The sequence below is a fragment of the Cupriavidus sp. 01L45 genome (assembly GCF_056399885.1).
Genome location: NZ_JBFTSG010000045.1, coordinates 16,505 through 35,745, shown reverse-complemented (window position 1 = coordinate 35,745; position 19,241 = coordinate 16,505). Strand labels below are relative to the sequence as shown.

Below are 19,241 nucleotides of genomic sequence, written 5' to 3'. Positions count from 1 at the left end.
AGTGGCCAACTCTCGATGCCGCCGGCGCCCCGCTAGGCGTCAGGAGCCGAGCGCTCGAGAAGAATCGGTATCGACTTCGAAGTAGGGGTACGCGCTACGTCGGCAAAGCTGTCAAGCGGAACCAATGGATTGGTTTCCGGGTAGTAAGCGCCCATGCAACCGCGCGGAATGTCGTATTCAACCAGGAGGAACCGGTCGGCGCGCCGCGAGATGCCGTCATCCCAGACGCCAATCAGGTCGACAAATTCGCCGGGCGCAAAGCCGAGCATGTCAATGTCCGCCCGATTCGCGAAAATCACGCGACGCTGGCCGAAGACGCCGCGGTAACGGTCGTCGAGGCCGTAGATGGTGGTGTTGTACTGGTCGTGCGAGCGCGTGGTCATCAGAACCATCAATTTCTCGCCGTACTTCGCGCGGGCCCGGTGAATCGGTGTGTCCTGTTCGATTTCATGGACTACGAATTGCGCCGTGCCGCTTGGCGTCTTCCAGACACGCTCGCGAGACGCAACCCGGAGGTGGAAGCCACCCGGTTCGGCGATACGGGCGTTGTAATCATGGAAGCCTTCAACGACTTTCTCGATAGCGTCCCGGATGCGGGCGTAATCTTCGGCATACCAGAGCCATTCAATTTTGCTGCCGCCGAGGGTGGCCTCAGCGATTCTCGCCACAATAGCGGTCTCTGACATCAGGTTGGGCGAGGCCGGCTCGTTGATGCCATACGAGATATGGACCATGCAGACCGAGTCTTCCACGGTCACACCCTGGGCGACTCCGGCTTGCATGTCGATTTCTGTGCGCCCCAGGGTCGGAAGGATCAGGGCATCCCTGCCATGAATGAGATGGCTGCGATTCAGCTTCGTGGCAATTTGCACCGTCAGGTCGCACGCGCGAAGCCCTTCCCAGGTGCGAGGCGTATCTGGCGTTGCCATCGCGAAATTGCCGCCCAGGCCGATAAAGACCTTAACCGTGCCATCAAGCATGCCGTCGACGGTCGCAACCACATCCATGCCGTGATGGCGAGGCGGTTCGAAGCCAAACACTTCCTTGAGCCGGTCCAGGAATGCTGGCTCAGGCTGCTCTTCGATGCCCATCGTCCGGTCACCCTGGACATTCGAGTGTCCGCGAACGGGCAGCAGTCCCGCCCCCTCCCGCCCGATGTTTCCCCGCATCATCATCAGATTGGACAGCATGTGAATTGTGGCGACGGAGTTCTTGTGCTGCGTCAAGCCCATGCCCCAGGTCACGATGACACGCTCACCCTTGCAATAGATTTTGGCGAGTGCATCGACTTCTTCATAGGGTACGCCGGACTCCTTGACGATAAGCGCCCAGCTTTCCGCTCTCAAATCTTCGGCGAACTGCTTGAAACCGGAGGTATGTGCCTTGATGAAGTCCACATCGAGCACTCGTGGTTTCCCGTTCGCGAGCGCTTCGTCATCCAGTTCCACCACGCGCTTCGCTACGCCCTTCAGCAGTGCGAAGTCGCCGCTAAGCGTTGGGCGAATGAATGTCGAGCAGATCTGCGTACTCGACAGCGTCAGCATCTCCAGGGGATGCTGAGGGCTGGTGAAGCGCTCGAGTCCGCGTTCTCGGAGCGGGTTTACCGATACGAGTGTCACGCCTCGCTTGGCGGCTTCGCGAAGTTCGCCGAGCATGCGCGGATGATTGGTCGCCGGGTTCTGGCCAAACACGATGATCGTGTCGCAGTGCTCAAAATCATCAAGCGTCACCGTCGCTTTGCCGATCCCGACCGTACCTGGCAGGCCCCGGCTGGTGGCCTCGTGGCACATGTTGGAGCAGTCGGGGAAGTTATTTGTCCCGTAGGCGCGCACGAAAAGCTGATACAGGAACGCGGCTTCATTGCTGGCCCGACCCGACGTATAGAAGGTTGCACGATTCGGGTCATCAAGCCGATTCAAGTGTTTGGCGATAAGCGCGAACGCATCGCCCCAGGCAATCGGCTTGTATTTGTCAGTCTTTGAATCGTAGACCACCGGGTCCGTCAACCTGCCATGCTGCTCCAGTTCAAAATCTGACTGTTTCAGCAGTTCCGCAACTGTGTGCTGGGCCAGGAAATCGGGCGTGACGCGCTTGCTTGTGGCTTCGGCAGCGACCGCCTTCACACCGTTTTCGCAGAACTCAAAGGTGGAGGCATGCTCCCGGTCCGGCCACGCGCAGCCGGGGCAGTCGAAGCCATCCGGCTGATTCTGCTTGAATAGCGTCCGATACTTTCCTCCCGCTACCCTCTCTTTTAGAAGATTGATGGCGACATACTTTAGTGCCCCCCAACCAGCGGCAGGATGGGTATATGGTTCAATTCTTCCTTGAGTTTTAGACTCGTCCATAGCGATGGTTCCTATGTGGATGGGCGCTGCACCGCAACCGGGGATCGGGGCTGTGCGAGTAGAAGCAATCTGTAGGCGAAGAGTAGATGGAGCGCGCTAACCGAGGAGCACACAAATTCTGAGCAAGATGGGGAGTACAGTTTTCACGCCCTGCAGGTAGGCCGACTGCATCGCGGACGCGACCGGGCCGACGCCTCGAAACCGGCGAGCATGGCGTGACGGATTGTCGGAAGATGGCATCCGGATGGAATGTCTGCCGCGAGGCCCTGTTCAGGATGAGTGCCGAGACTGGCAGCGCCATTCGGCGTGCCCGGGCGGGCAGCACACTGTGCTTGGCCGCAACCTGGCGAACTGTACTTATCCCGGGCGGCGCCGGCCGCTAGGCTTCATACCAGACGCGGCGCATCCGTGGAGGCGCCTCGGCGCTTCCAATCCGGAGGAATTCCGCAGCACTTCCTTGAGGTGTATAGGCACTGGCACTGGAAGCGACTCGCGGAGAGGCTCTCCCGCCACAAATGAGCTTTTATCCACCTCCCCAGCGGAGACGCGGAAAAAATGCTTTTTATGCACTTACATTGCGAGCTGGCCAAACTGCCAGATTGGGTGGTCGTGATTCTTATACGGAAGGATTAGTGGGCTTCCGCCAAGATCCGCTCGTAATGAATCCAACTCAGTAGAAATCTGCGCCGAAAATTGAAAATTGAATCGGATAGTATCGATATTTCGTCGCCAACTCGCCAAAACTCCGTAAATCGTGTTGACCAATGGCTTAGCGAGACCTCAAGCGGAGAAACCGACCTCGGGTACGATGACTGGCTCGAGGAGCATCTCACGGAACGGGTAACCGATGGCTTGCAGTCTCCTATCGCCCGCTTTCAGCAAGGGAAGGTCGGGTTTTCGCTCCGGCACGGCGCCGAGTATCTAATCACGCATGCAACGCTGGGATTCAGGATATTTCGATGCCTGCTGGACAAGGACCTCGCTCTCATCGCATTCATTGATTCGAGAAGCGGGATGCAATTCCCTTGGATAACAATGAACCAGCTATTTTCAAGCGATGAGTTGAAGACTTTAACGGAGGTGCTCCGGGGAATATCTGATTAATGGCCATTGCGCCGAACGCTTCACGTTCCTGATGCTGACTGCTGAAGCATCAGTATCGGTCACCGAGCGCTCGATATTGCGCGAGATCGCGTCCAGCGCCAGCGCGTTGGGGGCCATACTGAACGGCTCGGAAATCTCATCGGCAATCGCCTCAAGCGCGATCAAGGTGTAGGCGACGAAGACGCAGATAATCGGGGTAAACAGCTCCGTCGAATCGACATGACCGAAAGGGAGCATCACGCAGTACGCGTATGCGGTACGGTGAAGCAAGACCCCGTACGCAAACGGAATCGGTGTGGATGCTATGCGCTCACAGCCACCAACGGTTTTCCCCAACTCATTAAGCTGGGCATCGAGCATCCAGAGCTTGGCTTCCGAGACCAGCTCACGCATCTGCAGCTCTGCGAGGTTATAGCGTATCTCGTTAAGAATTGCCGTAGGCCCGTAGCACTTCGCACGCAGCCTCTGCATAGCGTCTTCCCCGAGAAGGCGCACGAGATCCTGCGTCGGATCCGTCTCGCGCAGATCATGCTTTAGCGAATAGACAAAGGCGATAAGACGATTTACCAGCCGGATACGATCCTCGCTGCCGTCCGCGGGCAAGTAGCACAGTATTTGCGACGTAAGCGAACGCGAGGCGATGAGCACGCTTCCCCAAAGGTGACGGGCTTCCTTGAAGCGCTCATAGCTAGCATTGTTTCTGAACGCCAGAAAGATGGTCAGCGCGACGCCAAAGAGTGTAAAGGGAGCCGTATTGAGCGGAATCTTTTCACCCAATATTCGCCCATGGGTCAGGACAGCAAAGCCGCTGACAAAAGCCAGGAGGAGAAGTTGCGGAATGATGGTCTGCAATACTGACCCGCTCCACGCAAACAGCATGCTGAACCAGTTTCGCTTTGGCCGCACGATCATGATTTTCTCTTGCCCAGGAACCTATTTCCGCTCGAACCACATACGGGTTTTGCAGACCCGTCGGGTCAGGCACACACACACACCGAGTCGCCGGAAATCCAGCTACCTGGTGGCGCAGCAACTGCCGATGGTCGTAACTCCAAGTTCCGAGCCTCCCGGTTGGCTCGGCACCGGAACAGAACGTGCTTCCGTGCTCATCGCCGCAATGCTGGCAAACCTGAAGCCTGGATCGTCCGCGAAGCGAGTGGCACAAAGCGCGAAGGGGCTGAGGGACGGGGCTAGCACTACGTTTGCGTCGATTCGTTTGACGTGCTACTTCCCTACTTCTCGCCAGCCCCCCCCCATCTGGATCGACGCCATGGTGCCTCGACAGGCGGACGGGTCTAAGTCGAGATGTGAAAACGCCGGTATTACCCCCGCCCAAATATCATTCGAGGCGGGTGTCCCCACCAAGCCAAGTCATGCCCGCCCCCTCCGCTATGTCACTTCCGAACGCAACACACGGACAGGAATACTCTTGTACGAGGGCGTACCGCTTTCCTTGTCAATGTAGTCCAGAGGCACTAGCACGTTCGCTTCGGGGTAATACGCCGCCACCGAGCCCCGTGCGATGTTTGCATAGGCGATGGCAGTGATCCTTTTTAGACTTAGCTGTCTGCCAGTTACGATGGTCTCGATATCCACCAGGTCCCCATGTTCCAAGCCTCGTGCGGCCATGTCGGCTTCGTGCATGAATAGCACATCGCGTCGACCGAATACGCCTCGATAGCGATCATCCAGTGCATAGATGGTGGTGTTGTACTGATCGTGACTGCGGATCGTCATGAGACGCAGAACATTCTCGCCGCCCAGGACGTCGGCGTCTTCCTTCACGCCGCCATATACGGAGAAAACCGCCTTGCCCGATGGCGTAGTCCACTTGCGTTCGGTCGGCGGAAGTGGCAGGCGGAATCCGCCGGGGACGCGGATGCGTGCATTGAAATCATCGAATCCCGGCACTGTCTTTTCAATCAGATCGCGGATCTTGTCATACTCGGCAACCAGGTCCGACCACGGCACCTTGCTGTCAGGCAAGGTCGCGGTAGCCATTCCCGCGACGATCGACGGCTCGGAACGCAAGAATTCAGAGGCCGGCGTGAGCTTGCCGGCCGAGGCATGGACCATGGACATCGAGTCCTCGACCGTCACCGATTGTGGCCCGCCAGCCTGCACGTCAAGCTCCGTGCGGCCCAGGCACGGCAGCACGTACGTTTCCTTGGCCACCAGCAGGTGCGAGCGATTCAGCTTGGTGCCGATGTGCACGCTCAGATCGAGCTTCGCCATCGCGGGGAAGGATTGCCCGGAATCGGGCAGTGCGACTGCGAAGTTCCCGCCCAGGCAGATCAGTGCCTTGGACGAACCATCAATCATCGCCTGCATCGCCTTCACGGCATCGTGTCCGTGCCCGGTGGGCGGCTTGAAGCCGACGGTGTTTTCGATGCGCTGAAGGAAGTCGGCCGACGGCTTCTCGGTGATGCCGACCGTGCGGTTCCCCTGCACGTTGGAATGGCCGCGCAATGGGCAAATGCCCGCACCGGGCTTGCCAAAATTTCCACGCAGGAACAACAAATCAGCAATCAGGCGGACGTTGGCGGTGCCTTTACTGTGCTGCGTCACACCCATGCCATAAGTGACAATCGTGGCATTCGATTTCGCATAGAGATCTGCGACTTGCTCAAGATCCGCGCGGGTCAGTCCGCTTGCCTTCTCGATATCCYCCCACGAGGTCGCAGCCAGGTCGGCGGCAAATGCGTCGAAACCTTCTGTATGCACCGCGATAAAATCGCGATCCAGGACATCCCCATTTTGAGCATCCATATCCAGGAGCACCTTCATTATGCCCTTGAGCGCGGCAGCGTCGCCGCCAGCGTCAACCTGATAATAGGTTGACGCAATCCTGGTCGACCCGTATGTCGCCATTTCCAACCAGTTCTGGGGATCCGCAAACCGCTCGAGCGCACGCTCCCTGAGTGGATTGAATACCACTATTGGGACATTTCGCCGGGCCGCTTCATGAAGCGTACCCATCATTCGAGGGTGATTGGTCCCGGGATTGTGGCCGATGGAGATAATCAGCTCACAGCTGTCAAAGTCCTCCAATGACACGGTGCCCTTGCCGATACCGATCGACTGTGGCAAGCCAACGCTGGTTGGTTCGTGGCACATGTTCGAACAATCCGGGAAATTGTTCGTCCCATACTCCCGCGCGAACAGCTGGAACAGGTAAGCAGCCTCGTTCGAGGCCCTGCCGGACGTGTAGAACTCCACCTTGTCGGGCGACAACGCCTGCAGGATTTCGCCGATCCGGGCAAACGCATCGCCCCATTCGACCGCGCGGAACGTGTCAGTGGAACGGTCATACACAAGCGGATGCGTCAGGCGACCCATATCCTCCAACTCGAAATCGGATCGCTGCAGCAGCGACGACACCGTGTTGCTCGCGAAAAAATCCGGCCGCACCCGTTTCGTCGTGGCCTCCCAAGTCACGGCCTTGGCACCGTTCTCGCAGAACTGGAACGTCGACTTATGCTCCTTGTCGGGCCACGCGCACCCGGGGCAATCGAACCCGTCGGGCTGGTTGGTCCGCATCAGTGTGAGCGGCGCCTTGACCGTTTCCATTTGCAGGCGGATCGCCTGGGTCGTCGCACGAAGCGCGCCCCAGCCGCCAGCGGGCCCGTCGTAGGGCCTGATGCCGGGCACTTCCCGTCGCGTAGCCATGATTGCTCCATGAAGCCCATTCGCCTCAGACTGCCTGGGGCAGTTGTTGCCGCAGGGTCGCCGCCAGGCGAGCTTTTCCTAACAATAGCCTCGGCTTCCTGCTCGGCAAGTGCCAGTTACAAATGGCGCCGCCGTCAAGCGCATGACTGAAACCTTACACGCGTTCTCAATTTTCAATATGAGCCATCCGAGACATGCAAATCGTAACGTCTACTCTTGCCTGGCGTATACCCGCATATCGAAGACCTTATCAGCGTACAAAGCTGTTATGGTTAGTCGCATTCTGGGCTGGCATGGGACTAGTCGTGGAGTTGATCGGGCTGTCCATAGCCGCGGCCGGGATGGAAACGCATTGAGGCCACCAGCGGAGATCCGATGAGGCGCGATGTGCCAGTGGAAGACAGCGGCGCAGGCATTGAAGATGTGCCGACGCAGCGCTCGTTCGCAGTCAGACGCTGGCGTCACGGCACCGTGACGGCCGAGGAAGACCGTTTGGCCGAGGAATTGCCGGTCGCGCTCGAGTACAACGGCATCTCTCATGCGGTCATGCTGGCTACACCAGCCGATCTCGATGACTTTGCCATCGGCTTCAGCCTCAGCGAAGGCATTGTCGACAGCGCGAGCCAGATCTATGGCATCGACGTGGAAGCCGGTGCGAACGGCGTGACTGTCAAGTTGGAGATCGCCACCGCCGCCTTCGCCAGGCTAAAGACCCGGCGCCGCGCGCTGGCGGGTCGTACCGGATGCGGCCTGTGCGGCATCGAGTCACTGGGCGAGATCATGCGCGTGCCGCAGCCGGTGCATAGCCATGCCATCTTCGATCCGACTGTCTTCGATGCGGCGTTTGCCGCCCTGGTCAAGCGCCAGGCACTGCTGCGCGATACCGGGGCGACGCACGCGGCGGCGTGGCTGCGTGCGGATGGCGCATTGGCCTTTGTGCGCGAAGACGTGGGTCGTCACAACGCGCTCGACAAGCTTGCCGGCGCGCTTGCGAGTACCAACGAGGATACCAAGCGCGGCGCGGTGATTATCACCAGCCGGGCCAGCTACGAGATGGTGCTCAAGACGGCATCGATCGGTGCGGGGATCCTTGCCGCGGTATCCGGTCCAACGGTACTCGCCGTGCGGCTGGCAGACTCCGCTGCGATAACGCTGGCCGGCTTTGTGCGGACTGGCAGCCTGGTCGTCTACACGCATCCGGAACGGCTGCGTATCCCGCAGGTACGCTGACTGTCCAGCTGTAAATCAACCCGCCCCAAACTTTGTTTCCGCCTCACACAACAACGGCACGCCGCACGCCTACCACCAATCACAGAAATTTAAACAGATTCATCCCCTGGATCTGCATAAACGATTGCTGCGCCGCCTGCAGCGAAGTCTGACGCTGGTAATACTCAGTAATAGCCGAGTAGTAATCCAGATCCTGCAGTCCGGAAAGTGTCTGGCTGTAATTGAGGCTACGGTTCGAGCCAATCGTATCGAGCGCGTCCAGCTCCTGCATCCGCGCCCCAACGCTGGTCTGGACCGTGCTGACGTTGTCCAGCGAATTGCTCATCTTGCGATTGGCGGTGGCCAGCACATTGGCCAGTGCCGCATGATCGGCATCGGTCGAGAGGGGCTTCTTCAGCGCGTTGATGACATCCTTGACGTTGCTGAAAATATCGGTGCCGGCAAGCTGCGCAGGTTGCAGGTCCATGCGATCGCCAGCGACCGGCGTACCCTTGACCGACAGCGAGAGGCCCGCCACCTGGATGCCGGCGCCATCCGTGTAGGTCACTGGCACGCCGATTGCCGCAGGCGGAACAGCGCTTTCGTCCTTCAGCTGATACTGCAAAACGCCGGTGGCCGGATCTGTGCCGAAGTTGATCGAGATACTGTGCCCATACAGTGCGTTGGTCGGGTCCGACACCGTGACTGCACTGTAGGTTGCCGTGCCCGTGTTGCCGCTGTTAGCCGAGGCAACATAGGTGGCCGTGTTCTGCACGCTCAGGAAGATGTCGCGGCCGTTGTCGCCGGTCGCCAGCTGACGTGCCACGTCGACCTGCAGCAACTGCTGACCGCTATCGCCGCTGTACTGCACGGCGCCGGCACTGTCCTTGCTGAACGGCGGCGACTGCGACTGGAAGCCAGCGAACAGGAAATTCCCGTTGCCGTCATCGCTGTTGGCCAGCCCGATCAACTGGTTGTAGTTGGCTTCAAGCTGCGAGGCGACGGAGGCGCGATCGGCATCGCTTATGGTGCCGTCACCGGCCTGTACCACCAGCGTCTGGATATTCTGGATCGCGGTAGTCACGCTCTTGAGCGTACTGTCTTCCATCGCGAGATTGCTGTTGGCTTGCTTGCGCGACGTAGCGTACTGGTCGTTAACCGCGCTGGATTGCGCTACCACCAGCGCCCGGGTTGCACCCACCGGGTCGTCCGACGGCGAGAGGATGCGGCGGCCGGTGCCGAGCTGCTGCTGCACATGCAGCAGGGAACCCTGCTGGCTGTTCATCGAGGCCAGGCCGAGTTGATAGAGCGTGGAGCTTGCGATGCGCATGTCTGTTCCTTTTCGGGGTCCGATTCGTCAGGGCGCTCAGCGGCCGATGCCGATGATGGTGTCGAACAGGGTAGTGGCAGTCTGGATAACCTTGGCGTTGGCTTGGTAGAGCTGCTGGAAGCGCAGCATGGAGACCGTTTCCTCATCCATGTTCACGCCGGACACACCTTGTTGCGCCGTCGTCACTTGAGTGGTGACGCTGTCTTGCGAGGTCGACGCGATCTGGATCGATTTGGCGCGGCTGCCAACGTCGTTGACGAGCTGCGCATAGGCGTCGTTGTAGCTCGACACGCCGCCGATGGTCTTGGCGCTCTGCAGCTTGGCCAGCACCAGCGCGTTCCCGTTGTCGGAGGCGCCGCTGGCGTTGGGTGTCAGCGTAATCTTGTCGTTGTTCGCCGGCGTGCCGCTGAAGCTTACGGTGATGCCGTTGATCACGTAGTCCTGGGCGCTGCCGTTCGGAGTCGGGCCAGTCGACGGCACCGCGGCGCCGGTCGGGTCGGTAAAGATGTATTTGGCGGTGGCTCCGTCGTAGGTGGCCGTGATCGCGGTGAGCGGCTTACTGGCGCCCGGTGCGACGTTGGTGACCTTCGCGGTACCCGTACCGGTGTTTGCGGCGCCTGCGCTGCCAGTCAGCGGGGCCTTCGCGGCCGCGATCTTGGCCGGATCCTTGATTGCCATGTCCATCGCCGAAGCAATGTTGCGGGTCGGCTGGATCTGGTAGCTGTCGTTGGCCGACATCGCCGTCGGGATCTGCACGTCCACGCCATCGAGCGAGAGTGTCAGCGGATAGGTGGCGGCGGCGCCCGGCTGGCTAACGGTCTTATTGTCCGACATGCGCACCAGGTTGTAGTTGGTGCCGTCGTAGCTCAGGGTGTAGTCGCTGGTGGTCAGCTGCGACGTATCGCTGATGGTGGCCGTTACCAGCGAGTTGCCGGCATTGGTGCTCTTTGGCAGTACCGACGGCGAGCCCAGCTTGAACAGGTTGCCGCCAACCTGGCCGGTCAGGTCCACGCCGAGCTTGTGCTGGTCGTTGAAGGTCTGGGCCAGCGTCACCGACAGCCGGCCGATGGCGTTCTGCGCGGAGTCCAGCGTCTCGCTGCGGAACTTGAGCAGGCCGCTGACGGAGCCGCCGGTGAGCGTGCTGTCGTCCATCTCGACGACGTTGCCGTTGCCTTGCGTGTAGGCGATCGCGGTACGCGAGGGGTCCGCGGACGATTGCACCGCCTTCAGGTCGTAGGAGGCGGTGCCCATCACCAGCGGCTGGCCGTTGCCGATGAAGACGTTGTAGGTATTGTCCTGCGGCACGACCTTGACGCCGACTATCTGGGTCAGTTCGGAGACCAACTGGTCGCGCTGGTCGAGCAGGTCGTTGGGCTGCTGGCCACCGCCGGCAGCGACGGCCCGCGTGATCTGGTCATTAAGCTTGGCGATCTGCTGGGAGTAGGCATTGACCTGGGTCACCGAACTTTGCAGCTGGGTGTTGACGCCATCGCGCAGTTGCTGGAAGTAGGAGTTGGCGGCACGCATCTGCCCCACCAGCGACTGCCCGGCGTTGAGCATGTTCTGGCGCGCGGCCGGATCCGCCGGCGTGTCCGATACGCCCTGGACCGCGGCGAAGAACTTCTGCATCAGCGGTGCCAGGCCGCCCTTCTGGTCGGCCAGCAGGTTGTCGATCTGGCTGATCTGGGCAGAGTAGGTCGAGAGTTGCGCGCTGGCGGTCACCGCGCCGCGCAGCTGGCCGGTCAGGAACTCGTCATAGACGCGGACCACCGAGGTGGCGTTGGAGCCCTGGCCATAGAACCCCGAACTGGTGTACTGGCCGCCCGCGGAGGCAATGATGGTGTTCTGCCGCGTATAGCCCGTGGTGGCCGCATTGCTGACGTTGTGGCCAACCGTGGTCAGCGCGTTCTGCGCCGTGTTCAGGCCGGAAAGTCCGATATTGAAGAGAGACATGCTCTAACCCCGCGTCTGGTGGCTGCCGCGCGCCTGACCGGGCGATCCGCGCACCGTGGCCGCCTGTGCTGGCCCTTCGATGCCGGGTCGCCGCTGCCGGACATCGACGGCGGTGAATGATGTGAGTAACGGCAGAAGTACAAAGAGACTTTAGTGCGCGGCGCGGGGAATTTGCGCCTGGCTCTCCGGTGGCCGCGCCAGCCGCCTGGCACGGCGTCCGGTCAGCCTGTTCCGGGCGCTCAGACGGGCACTTTTCGCATGATCCGCACCAGTTTCTCGCCATAAGCCGGATCGGTGGCGTAGCCGGCCCGCTGCAGGCCGCGCGCCGCGTCGTCCGGCGTCGCCGCGGCCAGCACCTCGGCGTAGCGTGGGTTGTTGCTCAGCAAGCGGCCGTAGTCGGCGAAGGCTTCGTCATACGAAGCGTAGGCGCGGAAGCGCGCGCGCACCTTTTGCGGCTGGCCGTCGATGTATTCGGTGGTGGTGATTTCCGCGACCTGGCCCTTCCAGTTGGCGCCCGCCTTGATGCCGAAGACATTGAAGGTGGTGCTGCCGTCCGGGTACGCGATCTCGCGCCGGCCCCAGCCGGATTCGAGCGCCGCCTGGCCGAGGATCAGCTTCGCCGGCACGCCGGTGGCACGTGCCGCCGACTGGGCGGGGCCGGCCATGCGCGAGACGAAGGCGCTGATGTGGGCGGGCGTGTCTTCCGGCAACACGGAGGCCCCGCCCTGCCAGGCGCCTGGTTCCTGCGGCTGGTACTGGCGCAGGCCCGCCGTGGGGTTCCAGCTGGTGCCGGCCACCACGCTGCCGACGCGCGGCCTGTCGGCATCCCCCGCGCCGTCGCCGTTGCGCATGTCCAGCGCGCGCGCCAGGCCGGGAGCCGCGTCGTCCATGCCGGCCTGCACGGCCGCCTGCTTCGCGGCGGCGCCGGCAAGCTCGGGCGGAAGGCCCGCGCCGCTGGCCCGCGCAAGCTGGCGCACCATCACATCGGCAAGGCCGATGCCGCGCGAGGACATCTGCTGCGACAGCTGCTGGTCCATCATCGACATGTACAGCTTGGTCTGCTCGTTGTCGAACAAGCCATCCTGCGGCGTGGCATCGCGCATGCTCTTGAGCACCATCTGCGTGAACACCGCCTCGAACTGCCGGGCGGCGGTACGCAGCGTTTCGGGGCTGGCGCCCGTGCGCGCATTCTGCTTGAGGCCTTCGAAGCCCTGCGTGTCGAGCGCGAAGCGTTGCGAGAGATCGGCCTGGGCGGCCAGGCGGCTGCTGGACATGGTCAGATGATCTCGAGGTCGGCGCGCAGCGCACCGGCAGCGCGCATCGCCTCAAGGATGGTCTGCAGGTCGGCCGGGGTCGCGCCGAGCGCGTTCAGGCCCTTGACCACGGCGGCCAGGGAAGCGCCGGCCTTGACCATCTGCAGCGCGCCGCCCTCCTGCTTCATGTTGATCTGCGACACTGGCGCCACCACGGTCTGCCCGCCGCTGAACGGGGCCGGCTGGCTGATCACCGGCTGGGTATTGATCACCACCGACAGATTGCCGTGCGCCACGGCGCAGTCGTCCACGGTGACGGCCTGGTTCATCACGATCGAGCCGGTACGGGCATTGAGGATGACCTTGGCGGCAGCCTTGGCCCGCGTGACGTCGATATTCTCGATGCGGGCCATGAAGCCCACGCGCGCGCCTGGCGCAGCGGGCGTGCGCACCTGCACCACCCGGCCGTCCAGCGCACTGGCTACGCCGCCGCCCATCGAGCGATTGATCGCCTCGACCACACGCTCGGCCGTGCCGTAATCGGTTTCACGCAGCTCCAGGTTCAGGATGCCGCCTTCCGGCTGGAACGCCGGCACCGCGCGCTCGACGATGCCGCCGTTGGCGATCCGGCCCACCGCCAGCTGGTTGACCTGTACCTTGCTGCCGTTGGCCGACGCGCCCGCGCCACCCACCAGCATATTGCCCTGCGCGATCGCGTAGACCTGGCCGTCGGCGCCCTTGAGCGGCGTCATCAGCAGTGTGCCGCCACGCAGGCTCTTGGCATTGCCCATGGAGGACACCACCACGTCGAGCTGGCTGCCCGGCTGCGCAAACGGCGGCAGCGTGGCCGTGACCATGACCGCCGCCACATTCTTGAGCTGCATGTTCTTGCCGGCGGGCAGGGTAATGCCCAGCTGCGAGAGCATATTGGTCAAGCTCTGCGTGGTGAACGGCGTCTGCATGGTCTGGTCGCCGGTGTTATCCAGTCCCACCACGAGGCCGTAGCCCACCAGCGGGTTGTCACGCACGCCCTGGAAGGTGGCGAGATTCTTCAGCCGTTCCGCGTGCGCCGCGCTCGCGAGCAGGCCCAGCGTCAGCGCAAGGAAGAGAGCGCGGACAAAGCGGCAGCGCAAGGCAGGGAGCGAAGACAGGAACATGACGCGGTCGGTGATCAATACGGTGAAACATTGAGGAAGAAACGCTGCAGCCAGCCCATGTTCTGCGTTTCGTCGATATAGCCCTTGGCGGTGTACTCGATGCGCGCGTCCGCCACTTGCGTGGAGGGCACCGCGTTGTCACCGGTAATCGTGCGCGGGTTGACCACGCCGGAGAAGCGGATGAACTCCGCACCCTGGTTGATCGCCATCTGCTTTTCGCCGGAGACGATCAGGTTGCCGTTGGCCAGCACTTCCAGCACGGTCACGGTGATGGTGCCGTTGAATGTGTTGGTGGCGCTGGCGCCACCGCTGGCCTTGAGCGCGTTGGCACCGCTCATCGTGGCATTCTGGCTGCTGCTGAACAGGCCAGCCAGCGCCTTGGGCACCGCGTCGAACGCCAGCGCGCTGTTGGAAGTGCGGCTGGCGTTGGTGCCGGAGTTCTTGCTGGCGTTGACGTTCTCGCTGATCACGATGGTGAGGATGTCGCCCACGTTGCGCGGCCGGCGATCCTCGAACAGCGGATTGCCGGCATACGACGACTGGTAGATCGATCCGCTCGACCGCGCCAGCGCGCGCGGCTCGGCCCGTGCGGTGGTGGGAAGCTGCACCAGCGGCTCGCGCGGAACCATCGCGCAACCAGTCGCGAAGCAGCACACGGCAAGCGCGCCCAGGCGAATCAGCGAGGCCATCATGATCATCCGAGCTGGGTGAGGCGCTGCAACATCTGGTCGGACGTCTGCACGGCCTTGCTGTTGATCTCGTAAGCGCGCTGGGTCTGGATCATGCTGACCAGCTCTTCGACCACGTTGACGTTGGACGCTTCCACGTAGTTCTGCTGCAGCGTGCCGGCGCCGTTCAGGCCAGGCACGGTGGTGTTCGGTGCACCCGATGCGTCGGTCTGCACATACATGTTCTCGCCGAGGCTTTCCAGGCCGGCCGGGTTGGCGAAGGTCGCCAGTTGCAGCTGGCCGACCTGCACGTTGTTGGCCGAGCCGGGCTGCGTCACCGAGACGGTGCCGTCACGCGCCACGGTCAGCGACGTGTAGTTGGCCGGCAGGGTGATGGCAGGCTGGATCACAAAGCCGCTGGACGTCACCAGCTGGCCGTTCTGGTCGCTCTGGAACGAGCCGTCACGCGTGTAGGCGGTGGTGCCGTCGGGCAGTGCCACCTGGAAGAAGCCGTTGCCGAGGATGGCCACGTCCTTGCTGTTGCCGGTCTGCTGCGGATTGCCCTGGGTATGGATGCGCTCGGTTGCCACGGGGCGCACGCCGGTGCCCAGCTGCAGGCCGGACGGCAGGGTGGTCTGGTCCGAAGACAGCGCGCCTGGCTGGCGTACGGTCTGGTACATCAGTTCCTCGAACACGGCGCGTCCACGCTTGAAGCCGTTGGTGGAGACGTTGGCCAGGTTGTTCGAGATCACGTCCATCTGCGTCTGCTGCGCATCGAGGCCGGTCTTGGCAATCCAGAGAGAGCGGATCATGTTTGTCCTCACAAGGCCGCCGCGAGCCGCGGCGGCACATCAATTCAATTTCAGTTGGTCGAGAGCAGCTGGTTGGAGCGCTGTTCGTTGGAATCCGCGCTCTGGATCATCTTCATCTGCATCTCGAAGCGGCGGGCGTTGGCGATCATGTCGACCATCGACTCGACCGGATTGACGTTGCTGCCCTCGATCGCGCCGGCAATGACGCGGATGTTGGCATCGACCTGCAGCGGCTGCGCGCCGGGGCGCAGGCGGAACAGGCCATCGTCGCCACGGGCGATGGAATCGGGCGGCGGATTCACCAGGCGCAGCTTGCCGATCTGGGCCAGGCCGGCGGAGGTTTCCCCGGGGCCGCGCGCCGTGATCGTGCCGTCGCTGCCGATGCTGACCGCCGCACCCGGCGGCACCGCGATCGGGCCACCGTCGCCCATCACCTGCAGGCCGGTGCTGGTCTGCAGTTGCCCGTCCGCCGACACCTGCAGCGAGCCCGCGCGGGTGTAGGCTTCGCTACCGTCCGGTGCCTGCACCGTCAGCCAGCCGTTGCCCTGCAGCGCCACGTCCAGCGGACGCTCGGTGTAGGTCAGCGGACCGGCCTTGAGGTCGGCGCCGGGCGTGGAGGCCAGCGCGAAGGCGCGCGTCGGCGACGCCTGCCCCACCACCGGCACCGCGCGGAACATATTGACCTGTGCCCGGAAGCCGGGGGTCGACGTGTTGGCCAGGTTGTTGGACACCGCGGCCTGCTGGTCGAGCGTCTGCTTGGCGCCCGACAGGGCGGTATAGATCATGCGGTCCATGGCGTCCCTTTAACTCCCGCTCGTCCGGTTCGTCCGGCCTATCCTGCCGACGCTGCGCATTACAGGTTGACCAGGGTCTGCATGACCGTGTCCTGCGCCTTGATGGTCTGCGCGTTGGCCTGGTAGTTGCGCTGCGCCACGATCAGGCTGACGAGCTGGCCCGACAAGTCCACGTTGGAAGCTTCCACCGCGTTGGACTTGAGCTGGCCGAGGCTGCCGCCAGGCGCGGCGATCACCGCCTGACCCGACGCGCCCGTCTCGGACCACACATTGTTGCCTTCGGGCTTCAGGCCCTGCGTGTTGCCGAAGCCGGCCATCACGACCTGGCCCAGCGACTGCTTTTGCTGGTTCGAATAGCTGCCGAGGATCGTGCCGTCCGGCTGGATCGCGAAGCCGAGCAGGCTGCCGGCGGTATAGCCGTTCTGGACAGGCGGTTTGGTATCGCTGGCGCCGGCGAACTGCGTGGTGCCGGTCAGGTCCATCGCGATGGCCAGCGGAGCCGCGCCGTTGGAAGCCGCAATATTGATGGTGGTGGTAGCACCTGCGCCCGGTACCTGCAGCGTGCCCTTCGAGTCGAACTTCAGCGTGATCGGCGCGCCGACGACATTGCCCGCCGCATCGGTCAGGTTCATCGTCCAGTCGGTGCCACCGCCACCGGCTGCCGGGAACGTGCCCGCGCCGGGGGTACCCGTGGAGAAGTACGCCGTCAGCTGCCTGGCGTTGCCCAGCGAGTCGTACACCGTAACGCCGGAGCTGTAGTTGTACATATTGGACGTAGGCAGCGCCGCCGGCGTGCTGGCGAATGCCGCTCCCGGTACCTTGCTGCCGGAATCCAGGTTGAAGGAAACGCCCAGCGTGGTCGTAGCCTTGGCCGCCATCGTGGTGTTCGGCACGACCAGGGGTTGCGGCTGCACCGCACCGCCGCCGGTCGCGCCTGCCGGATAGCCGCTCAGTTGAAGGCCCTGCGCATTGGTGATGCGGCCGTCTTGCTGGCGCTGGAACTGGCCATTGCGCGAGTAAAAGACTGAGCCCGACGAGTCGGTCAGGCGGAAAAAGCCATTGCCGTTGGTAATCGCCACATCGAGCGCGCTGCCGCTCGATTCGATATTGCCCTGGTTGAATGACTGCACCACCGAGTTCACTGTGGTACCGAGGCCAATCTTGGTACCGGCATACACGTCGGCGAACTGGGCCGTCGATTGCTTGTAGCCGACGGTGTTGGCGTTGGCGATGTTATTGCCGATGACGTCCAGATTCGATGCGGCGGCGTTGATGCCGCTTACCCCTTGACCGAAACCCATGATATTCCCCTAGTTAGCTGATTCGCTGATGTCTTAAAGAATGCGGCGAACGTCGTCGACCGACGCGGTGCGGTCATTGCCGATATCGACGAGCACACCGGTGGAGTCACCGCTGATGCTGTTGACCTTGCCGTACACCAGCGCCACCGGCGTGACATCCTTGCCGTTGGCGGTGGCGGTCACCTTGAAGCTGTAGTCGCCGTCCGCTACCGCGACGCCCGCGTCGTTCTTGCCGTCCCAGGCGATGTCGTGCACGCCGGCAACCTGGCCCTTCATGTCGATGGTGCGCACGGTGTTGCCGTCCTTGTCGAGCACCTGCACGGTGACCGCATCCGCGGTCGCGGGCAGGTCGACACCGATCTTGCCCGGCACGCCGCCCGCCACCGACGTGGCGCTGCCCGGCACCATTACCGTCTTGCCGATCAGTGCCGCGGAGTCCATGGCGCGGCTGGCGCTGACCTGGCCCAGCAGCGTATTCAGCGTGGCGTTCATGGTCTGCATGCCGCTCACCGTGCTGATCTGCGCCAGCTGCGTGGTCAGCTGCGAGTTGTCCATCGGGTTGAGCGGGTCCTGGTTGTTCATCTGGGTGACCAGCATCTTCAGGAAGTTGTTCTGCAGGTCGGCCGCGCTCGCGCTTCCGCTTTGCAGCGTATTGGCAATCCCGGCGGCGCTGGTGTTGTTGCTTGTGGCGGAGGTCGTAGTCATTGCGTATCCCGGTTTACTGACCGATGGTCAGTGTCTTGAGCATCATGTTCTTGGCGGTGTTGAGGACTTCCACGTTGGCCTGGTAGGAACGCGAGGCCGAGATCATGTTGACCATCTCCTCCACCGGGTTGACGTTTGGCATCGTCACGTAGCCGTCGGCGTTCGCCAGCGGATGCGTGGGGTTGTGGACCATGCGCGGCGGCGACGGATCCTCCATCACGCCCTCCACCTGCACGCCCCCGATGTCGCTCTGGCCTGGTGTCGCGGCCAGGCCGAACACCACTTGCTTGGCGCGGTAAGGCTGGCCATTGGGGCCAACGGCGCTGTCGGCGTTGGCGAGGTTGGAGGCGGTCACGTTCAGGCGCTGCGACTGCGCAGCCATGGCCGAACCGGTGACTTCGAAGATGTTCATGGCTGGCATGGTGCGCTCACTGCTGGATGGCTGACAGCATGGTCTTGATCTTGGCGCTCATCACGGTGAGCCCGGATTCGAAATGCACCGCGTTGTCGGCAAAGGCGACGCGTTCGGTATCCATTTCGACCGTATTGCCATCGATACTCGACTGCATCGGGATGCGGTACTCGAGGTTCCTCTCGTCGATCCCCGACGCCGACGCCTGGCCCGGCAAATGCCGCACCGACGTGGTGGACAGCGAAACGCCTTCGGCGCGCTTGCCCCGCTCGACGCTCTGCGCCAGCGTGCTGGAGAAATCAAAGTCGCGCGCCTTGTAGCCGGGTGTATCGGCGTGCGCGATATTGGAGGCAATCACTGATTGCCTCTGGGTCCGCAAGCTCAGCGCTTCTTGCTGGAAGCGCAATGCCGCATCGAGTCTGTCAATCATGTCTGTGTCTCGCTGAAGGGGAGAGCGATGAAGGTCGACCTTTTCAGGTGTGTCATCTTAGGGGCGGCCCCGCCATGCCAATCGCACGAATAGGGCAAA

General features: G+C 62.5%; 15 protein-coding genes. 1 reads left to right on the top strand and 14 read right to left on the bottom strand.

The genetic code is table 11. The annotated features are described in order from the left end of the window. Positions 1-32: 32 nt before the first annotated feature. From AC1DT6_RS27380 to AC1DT6_RS27370, 3 genes are all read right to left on the bottom strand, one after another. The gene (locus AC1DT6_RS27380) at positions 33-2,345 is read right to left on the bottom strand and encodes an FdhF/YdeP family oxidoreductase (protein WP_441625037.1); all 2,313 of its coding nucleotides are present in this window, start codon (positions 2,343-2,345) and stop codon (positions 33-35) included. A gap of 1,071 nt (positions 2,346-3,416) precedes the next feature. Then, a complete protein-coding gene (locus tag AC1DT6_RS27375) occupies positions 3,417-4,361 on the bottom strand; it encodes a bestrophin family protein (protein WP_441625035.1) in 945 nt (314 codons plus the stop codon). Positions 4,362-4,838: 477 nt separating this feature from the next. Then, a complete protein-coding gene (locus AC1DT6_RS27370; protein WP_477115087.1) occupies positions 4,839-7,118 on the bottom strand; it encodes an FdhF/YdeP family oxidoreductase in 2,280 nt (759 codons plus the stop codon). 375 nt (positions 7,119-7,493) lie between these two features. Here AC1DT6_RS27370 and fdhD point away from each other — a divergent pair, with 375 nt between their 5' ends. After that, positions 7,494-8,348 carry a formate dehydrogenase accessory sulfurtransferase FdhD gene (gene fdhD / locus AC1DT6_RS27365; RefSeq protein WP_441625031.1) on the top strand — a complete coding sequence of 285 codons (855 nt, stop codon included), beginning with the start codon at positions 7,494-7,496 and terminating at the stop codon, positions 8,346-8,348. Between the two features lie 79 nt (positions 8,349-8,427). Here the strand turns inward: fdhD and flgL are convergent, their stop codons facing one another. From flgL to flgB, 11 genes are all read right to left on the bottom strand, one after another. Continuing rightward, the gene (gene flgL, locus AC1DT6_RS27360) at positions 8,428-9,657 is read right to left on the bottom strand and encodes a flagellar hook-associated protein FlgL (protein WP_477102221.1); all 1,230 of its coding nucleotides are present in this window, start codon (positions 9,655-9,657) and stop codon (positions 8,428-8,430) included. Positions 9,658-9,693: 36 nt separating this feature from the next. After that, positions 9,694-11,610 carry a flagellar hook-associated protein FlgK gene (flgK, locus tag AC1DT6_RS27355; protein WP_477102220.1) on the bottom strand — a complete coding sequence of 639 codons (1,917 nt, stop codon included), beginning with the start codon at positions 11,608-11,610 and terminating at the stop codon, positions 9,694-9,696. Positions 11,611-11,849: 239 nt separating this feature from the next. Beyond that, positions 11,850-12,884, bottom strand: coding sequence for a flagellar assembly peptidoglycan hydrolase FlgJ (gene flgJ, locus AC1DT6_RS27350; protein ID WP_035874971.1), 1,035 nt, complete (start codon positions 12,882-12,884; stop codon positions 11,850-11,852). A 2-nt stretch (positions 12,885-12,886) separates the two neighbouring features. Continuing rightward, positions 12,887-14,020 carry a flagellar basal body P-ring protein FlgI gene (locus AC1DT6_RS27345; RefSeq protein WP_441636797.1) on the bottom strand — a complete coding sequence of 378 codons (1,134 nt, stop codon included), beginning with the start codon at positions 14,018-14,020 and terminating at the stop codon, positions 12,887-12,889. Positions 14,021-14,034: 14 nt separating this feature from the next. Then, positions 14,035-14,718 (bottom strand): flagellar basal body L-ring protein FlgH, encoded by a 684-nt coding sequence (gene flgH / locus AC1DT6_RS27340; protein ID WP_441636795.1) that lies wholly within the window; start codon positions 14,716-14,718, stop codon positions 14,035-14,037. Further along, positions 14,715-15,500: a flagellar basal-body rod protein FlgG gene (gene flgG / locus AC1DT6_RS27335; RefSeq protein WP_035874965.1), complete on the bottom strand. Its 786-nt coding sequence runs from the start codon at positions 15,498-15,500 to the stop codon at positions 14,715-14,717. The genes flgH and flgG overlap by 4 nt, the downstream gene beginning before the upstream one ends. A 50-nt stretch (positions 15,501-15,550) precedes the next feature. Then, a complete protein-coding gene (gene flgF / locus AC1DT6_RS27330; protein WP_441636793.1) occupies positions 15,551-16,294 on the bottom strand; it encodes a flagellar basal-body rod protein FlgF in 744 nt (247 codons plus the stop codon). Between the two features lie 59 nt (positions 16,295-16,353). Then, complete coding sequence (flgE, locus tag AC1DT6_RS27325; protein WP_441636791.1) at positions 16,354-17,595, bottom strand: flagellar hook protein FlgE; 1,242 nt, start codon at positions 17,593-17,595, stop codon at positions 16,354-16,356. Between the two features lie 33 nt (positions 17,596-17,628). Next, on the bottom strand, positions 17,629-18,300 hold the full coding sequence (locus AC1DT6_RS27320; protein ID WP_045235724.1) for a flagellar hook assembly protein FlgD: 672 nt from the start codon (positions 18,298-18,300) through the stop codon (positions 17,629-17,631). Between the two features lie 13 nt (positions 18,301-18,313). Further along, the gene (flgC, locus tag AC1DT6_RS27315; protein ID WP_035874954.1) at positions 18,314-18,721 is read right to left on the bottom strand and encodes a flagellar basal body rod protein FlgC; all 408 of its coding nucleotides are present in this window, start codon (positions 18,719-18,721) and stop codon (positions 18,314-18,316) included. A 7-nt stretch (positions 18,722-18,728) separates the two neighbouring features. After that, positions 18,729-19,142 (bottom strand): flagellar basal body rod protein FlgB, encoded by a 414-nt coding sequence (flgB, locus tag AC1DT6_RS27310; protein WP_035874951.1) that lies wholly within the window; start codon positions 19,140-19,142, stop codon positions 18,729-18,731. Positions 19,143-19,241 lie beyond the last annotated feature (99 nt).